The organism is Pseudoalteromonas 'SMAR', from assembly GCF_048515945.1.
In the GTDB taxonomy this organism is placed as follows: Bacteria; Pseudomonadota; Gammaproteobacteria; order Enterobacterales; family Alteromonadaceae; genus Pseudoalteromonas.
In genome coordinates this window covers 22,912-29,333 of record NZ_JBLWMW010000049.1, presented here as the reverse complement: position 1 = coordinate 29,333, position 6,422 = coordinate 22,912, and the positions used below count along the sequence as shown (strand labels likewise).

Annotated in this window: 5 protein-coding genes; 1 reads left to right on the top strand and 4 read right to left on the bottom strand. The window is 43.5% G+C overall.

Going from position 1 to position 6,422, the window contains the following annotated elements:
* Nucleotides 1–106 precede the first annotated feature (106 nt).
* The 4 genes from ACNKW2_RS16750 to ACNKW2_RS16735 form a co-directional block, all read right to left on the bottom strand.
* Nucleotides 107–478, bottom strand: a complete 372-nt coding sequence (locus ACNKW2_RS16750) for a hypothetical protein (protein ID WP_419149581.1) — start codon at nt 476–478, stop codon at nt 107–109.
* A 145-nt stretch (nt 479–623) separates the two neighbouring features.
* The gene (locus ACNKW2_RS16745) at nt 624–1,388 is read right to left on the bottom strand and encodes a YdcF family protein (protein ID WP_419149580.1); all 765 of its coding nucleotides are present in this window, start codon (nt 1,386–1,388) and stop codon (nt 624–626) included.
* 116 nt (nt 1,389–1,504) lie between these two features.
* Nucleotides 1,505–2,392 (bottom strand): LysR substrate-binding domain-containing protein, encoded by an 888-nt coding sequence (locus ACNKW2_RS16740; RefSeq protein ID WP_419149579.1) that lies wholly within the window; start codon nt 2,390–2,392, stop codon nt 1,505–1,507.
* Between the two features lie 337 nt (nt 2,393–2,729).
* Entirely contained in the window at nt 2,730–5,096 is a 2,367-nt protein-coding gene (locus ACNKW2_RS16735) for a bifunctional diguanylate cyclase/phosphodiesterase (RefSeq protein WP_419149578.1), read from the bottom strand.
* Between the two features lie 186 nt (nt 5,097–5,282).
* Between ACNKW2_RS16735 and pyrC the strand changes: the two genes are divergently transcribed.
* The gene (pyrC, locus tag ACNKW2_RS16730; protein ID WP_419149577.1) at nt 5,283–6,320 is read left to right on the top strand and encodes a dihydroorotase; all 1,038 of its coding nucleotides are present in this window, start codon (nt 5,283–5,285) and stop codon (nt 6,318–6,320) included.
* Nucleotides 6,321–6,422 lie beyond the last annotated feature (102 nt).

The following is a 6,422-nucleotide window of genomic DNA, read 5'->3' as shown; positions in this document are numbered from 1 at the left end:
GGGTACTTGGATATTTAGGCGTTATTATCTGACACAGAATTTTGAACGCCCTCAAAAACCTCGCGATGCGAGGCTTTTTAACAATGCGACTGATTAATGTGTTGGTTTAAACAACACCACGCGGTAAGCGACAGTCGTGATCTTTGGCTGCTAACTCTGCAATCCATTGTTCTTCTGCAGTGTAGCCTTTGTCGTTTTCAGTAACGACAGTAAAGCCGACTGGTTTTTCAGCTGCTGGTTGCGGTGCCTTTTTAGTCTTGTTTGCTTTTTTAGCAGGCGCCTGCGGCTTTTCACTTGCGACAGCTGACCCTGAAGTGAGCTCTTCGGTTAATGCAGCTACGTCAGCTAGGCGCATGTTTTTTCCACCATCGATGCTGTACCAACCTGGTTTAACAGTGATCTCAGGCTTTTTACCATGTGCAGCTTCGTACGCAGCTTCAAAAGCGCTTAGTACTTCAGTTTTATCTAGTTTACTCATCGTAGATCCTAGTCGTGTTGTACGCGGATACGCGGGTTAAGATTAAACTCTATTTATACCCATATTTGCGTAAATTTTCAATTTTTTACGCTTTTAAGCGCCAAAATATCATAATTGCGCCTCATTTCGTTGCCTTTTTCGGCATTTAAAGTGCTTCAGGATCTATCTCACGTCTGAGAGATAACCACAGCATTCCGATCTTTTCATGCCATATACGAGTAACGATTAGTAGTGCTTCATGGTAAGCAATAAACTGTCTGCTTAGTGGTAGTTGAGAAAAATTATAAAAAGCGGTGGCTGCAGGGATGATATCAACGCCTTGAGCATTGAATAAGTTTTTTGCACGATGCATGTGGCTTGCTGAGGTGACTAATGCCACATCATAATCAACCAGTCGGGGTGCCATTAGCCGAGCTTCATCGGCTGTGTCTTTTGCATTGGGGTTTTGGTGGATCCTAGATCTAGCGATACCTAAACTGTGTGCCGTTGCTGCCATAAGACTGCTGCTGGTGGTGTTGCCATAGCCGGCACCAGAGACAAATAATTCCGCTTGCGGGTAGAGTTTGGCTAAACGCACTCCTTCTACCAGCCTAGCAAGACCACATGCTCCTAATTGCGCATTGCTGGGTAAGCGACTGTCAGGGTGGAGGTTGCAGCCTAGAACTACTATTTTATCAAGGTTTTTATGTTTTTCTGGTGCAAAGGCGGTGATCCCTTGGTAATGAAAATCAATGATCTTTTGTGCCATAAACGGAGTGGCGAGAAACCAAAGTCCCAGTACTGACAACCAGCATAGAAAGTAAGGCAGTTTGCGCTGCTTTGACAGCAATAATAACAATAGCATTAACACCAGCAGAGAAAGTGGCAGCGGCATTAACAGCTGCCCGATAACCTTTTTCACTTCAAACATCTGTGTTCCTTGTTGCAATGACGTCGGAGAATATTGCAATCCTAACACGAGCCAGCCTGGTGGGGTATAACCCTGTCGTCATCGACACCAACAGGCAGCTTAAAAGCGAGTTGCAGTTACCTTGCAGTGGTTTTGCGACAGGTGTTTAAAAAGTGGCGATACACCGGGTTATCTTTCATATTCTTTTTCATCGCTAGGTACATGGGGCGACTTAAGCCCAGAGCACCTAATGGAATGGACTTAATTAGACCTTGGCTTTCATATGGAGTGACCAACCAATCTGGTAAAGCGGCGACGCCCATACCGGCACTGACTAGCTGGAATATTAACAGGCCTTGATCGACATTTTTTAATGTGCCATCAAAACGCGCATTTTGGATAAAATGTTTAAAGATATCTTGCCGTTCACGGGGAATGGGGTAGGAAATAATGGTTTCATCTTTTAGATCCAAAGCCGTGACATACGCCTTCTTGGCCAATTCATGATCGGGTGCAACAATCAGTTTCAGTTTAAAGTCGAACAGGTGTGCATATTCTAATTGTTCCGGTTCGCGGATATCAGATGTCAGTACTAAGTCTAGTTCATCAGCGATAAGATCCGGGATCGCGTCATAACTAAAGCCACGTTCGAAATCGACTTTAATATCGGGCCAAAAGGTATTGAACTCTTTAATGGTGGGTAATAACCAGTGAAAGCATGCATGGCACTCTACACTTAACCGCAGTTGCGATATGGGCTGATTAAGGCTTTCTTTTAAGCGACATTTAGTCGCTTCAACTTTTGGCAAGACGTCGTTCGCTAATTCAAGTAATAGCATTCCTTGAGGGGTAAAACGTACCGGTTGTGTTTTGCGTTCGAACAGCTGGCAATCTAACTTGCTTTCGAGATCTTTGATTTGATGAGATAAAGCGGATTGGGTGAGAAAAAGTTCCCTAGCTGTATTAACCAGTGAACCAGTTTCTTTCAAGGTGGAAATTGTTTTTAGGTGCTTTATATCAATCATGTTCAGCAATTCTCATCTTTTATGTGAGCAAACCTCACTTTTACTTAATAGTACGATGCAATTTTCTAATTATCAATGTCTAGACGTCTAAATGTTTATAATGGGTTGTACAAAAAATCGCTACTTCCTCTATAATATTAAAAGTGACAGCGTTGTCACGTGTTTTTTAAAACTTTATGAAAAAATCTTAATTTAATTTTATTCATGTAGACTTGAGGCGGTAAGCAAACGCCTTTAAATGAGGGGCTGTCAAATGCCCAATGTAGTGGAGTTTGCTGCAGTGAAAGCGCAAAAAGTGCTTACCATTGCAGCAGAGTGTTGCAGTATAGAGTGTGTTTTAGGGCGTATTTCGACTCAGTAGAAACGCCATGGCCTGATCGGCAGGAAGGGGTTTGGAAACCACAAAACCTTGACCAAACTGGCAGCCTTTTTGTTTTAATAACTGCCACTGTTGTTGCAGTTCAATGCCCTCGGCAACCACCGTGAGATTAAGTGACTGGGCCAGTTTTAAAATGGCATCAACCAGGGGGTTTTCTTTTTCGGTGAGCTGATCCACAAAGCTCTTATCGATTTTAAGGACATGGATAGGGAGTTGGTGGAGATACCCTAAAGCAGAATAGCCGGTACCAAAATCATCAAGATACAACTTCACTCCAAGAGATTCAATTTTCTCAATGATGCTGGTGGCCAAAGCCAGATTAGCAATGAGTCCAGATTCTGTGATCTCCAAGCACAGCGCCCCAGGTGAAAGCTGATAGTCGTGATAAAGCTGTTCGATGGTATCGACAAAGTCCAAGCTGGCAAAGTGCCGCGAAGAGACATTGACGGTGATCCGAGTGGCTGGGTAATTTTGCTTGCGCCATTGCTGTAATTGTTGGGCAGCAAGCTTTAATAAATGCAAGTCTAAATCTATGATCTGGCCGGTTTGTTCGGCGATGGCAATAAAGCTGTCTGGGGATACCATGCCGTTTTTAGGGTGTAGCCAACGAACCAAAGCTTCAAAACTCACAATGTCGCCTGTTTGCAAGGAAAAAATAGGCTGAAAATAGAGCGTAAACTCATTATTTTTAATGCCATGTTGTAAGTCATTTTCGATGTCGGCACGCTGCTTTAAACGCTTGCGCATGGCGTTATTAAAAAAGCAAATTTGCCCCCGGCCGGAAGACTTCGCCTCATACATGGCGGCGTCTGCTTGCTGCAATAAGTTAATTGCGCTATCCGTGGCATCGTCGGTAAATGCCACACCAATACTGCCTGAGGCCTGCAAAACATGACCATCGACATGAATGGGCTTGGCTATGGCGCGCGTTATTCGAGCTAACAGGGTTGATACCTGCTGTTTGTCGCTGACGTGTTCCATAAAAATAGCAAACTCGTCCCCTCCTAAGCGAGCAAAGGTATCCGTTTTGCGAATACAGCCATCAATAATGTTCACGATAGCAATTAAAAAGTGATCGCCAACATCATGGCCTAGAGAGTCATTAATGCTTTTAAAGCGGTCCAAATCTAAATAGATTAAGCAATGCATGGCGCCTTGCTCGCCGCGTGACAAGCGCAAAATGGCATGGTTCACGCGTTCCAGTAACAAGTATCGATTAGCTAGGCCTGTCAGATCATCATGAAGAGCTCGGTGTTCAAGTGCCTGTCGTGATAGTTGGCGGTCAATGGCCATACTTACTTGGCGACTGATATAGGTCAAGATAGACAAGTCATGGCTGACAAACGCCTGATCATGGTTATAGCTTTGTAATACCAACACCCCATGATATTGGTTATTAACAATAAATGGCACGCCAAGCCATGAACGGGGTGAACGACCAACCATCTTAAAGTCGCCACGTTGAACATGGGCTTTATACTGCTCGTTATCACATAACAAGGGTTGCTGATGCTTTAAAATGTAATAGGAAGCGGTGTGCTTAATTTGATCTTTTGACACCTTGTGGTGGGCGTCACACTTCTCACCCCCTTCAACTAAGTAATCGATTTCTAAGACGTCTTCTTTGGTGTCATATAAACCAATAAAAAAGTTTTCTGCGCTCAGTTGAGAGGTGATTATTTTGTATAAGTCATCATAAAACGCGTCTAAATTTTCAAAGCGGTAAGTGATATTGGCAATTTTTAACAATGACTTTTCTAAATCTTGGGCATGATGTAGCTGTGAGACCGTTTGTTGTAGATTTTCTAAGGTACGTATCTGATGTATCTTGGCGCTGAGTAGGTGAGCCACAGTAGAAAGGATCTGCATGTGCCCGGCATTAAAATAATCGGCCTCAGGGTGCTCGCAGTCAATTACACCAATTAGGCTATCTTCATATATTAACGGCACGCATAGCTCAGACATAGCCGGTCTAAGATCGGCTATGTACATAGGATGAGAAGCCACATCACCAGAAATGAAAGGCTTACGAGTTTGAGCAACTTGTCCTGTTATACCTGAGCCAATTTTAATTTTTGTTTGTGCTACATGGTACTCAATATCGGCATGGCTTACCCCCATGCTGGCAGCAACCTCAAGGTATTCGTGAAACGGATCGGCTAAGTAAATAACACAATCAACGAATCCTAACTTATTCACTACTTGCGTGGTGACGTATTCTAGCAACTCATCCATCCTCGTGAGATGCAGCAGTGACGAGGTAAACTGGTTTATGATGCTAAGCTGCTCAGTTTTTGATTCTAGTTTTTGATTTTCGGATAGCATACATATTTCTCAATAGTTTATGTTAATAATTTAACTTAGTTTGCGATTTTTTACCAATATAGTAACGCCATTATTTATTTCCTTTTTCAAGATTATGCTGAAGCGTAAAGCATTAATACACCTAAGTACTTTACTAAGGTCAAACGTCAGCCTATGATCGAGCAAATTCAGCAGTGGAAGAGAGCAATGACAAGCACACAAACTCTAACGATGACGAGACCGGATGATTGGCATGTACATTTACGCGATGGTGAAGTGTTAACAGATACGGTCAGAGATATTAGCCGCTATATGGGGCGCGCTATTATCATGCCAAATCTGGTACCGCCAGCAACGACAACTGAGTTGGCTTTAGCATATCGCGAGCGCATTATGGCGGCGCAGCCACAAGGTGATTTTACTCCTTTGATGGTGCTTTACCTAACTGATAACACCACCCCTGAAGAAATCAAAAAAGCCAAAGAATCGGGTCATATTGTGGCGGCAAAACTCTACCCAGCAGGTGCTACCACTAACTCAGACTCGGGCGTGACGGACATTGAGAAAGTATTTCCGGCATTAGCAGCAATGCAAGAAGTAGGGATGTTATTACTGGTACATGGTGAAGTAACCGACACCGCCATCGATATTTTTGACCGCGAAAAAATATTCCTTGAAACCAAGCTATCCAAAGTGGTTGAAAACTTCCCAACGCTAAAAATAGTGCTGGAGCATATCACCACCAAAGACGCTGTAGAGTTTGTCAATAACGCACCTGATAATGTTGCTGCAACAATTACCGCACACCATTTATTGTACAACCGCAATCATATGCTCGCAGGGGGCATTCGTCCGCATTACTATTGCTTGCCAATTCTTAAGCGTAATAGCCACCAACAAGCATTAATTGAAGCGGCAACCAGCGGTAGTAAAAAGTTCTTTTTAGGAACCGACTCTGCACCTCACAGTAAAGATAAAAAAGAAGCTGCCTGTGGCTGCGCCGGCGCGTACACCGCCCATGCTGCGCTGGAGTTATATGCTGAAGCATTTGAAGAAGCGGGCGCGCTGGATAAGCTAGAAGGGTTTGCCAGCCACCATGGTGCGGATTTTTATGGTCTGCCAAGAAACACTGATACCGTCACTCTTACTAAATCGCCTTGGCAAGTTCCTGAATCCTACCAACTGGGTTCAGGTCAAGTGGTGCCAATTAAAGCGGGCGACACCATAGATTGGCAAGTGAAGTAACGGCTAACGTATTAAGTGTACTCGCTCATAAAAAAGGTGCTATTGAGCACCTTTTTTATTCTAAAATGCATTTAATCTTATTTAATTTGTTTTTTTATCATT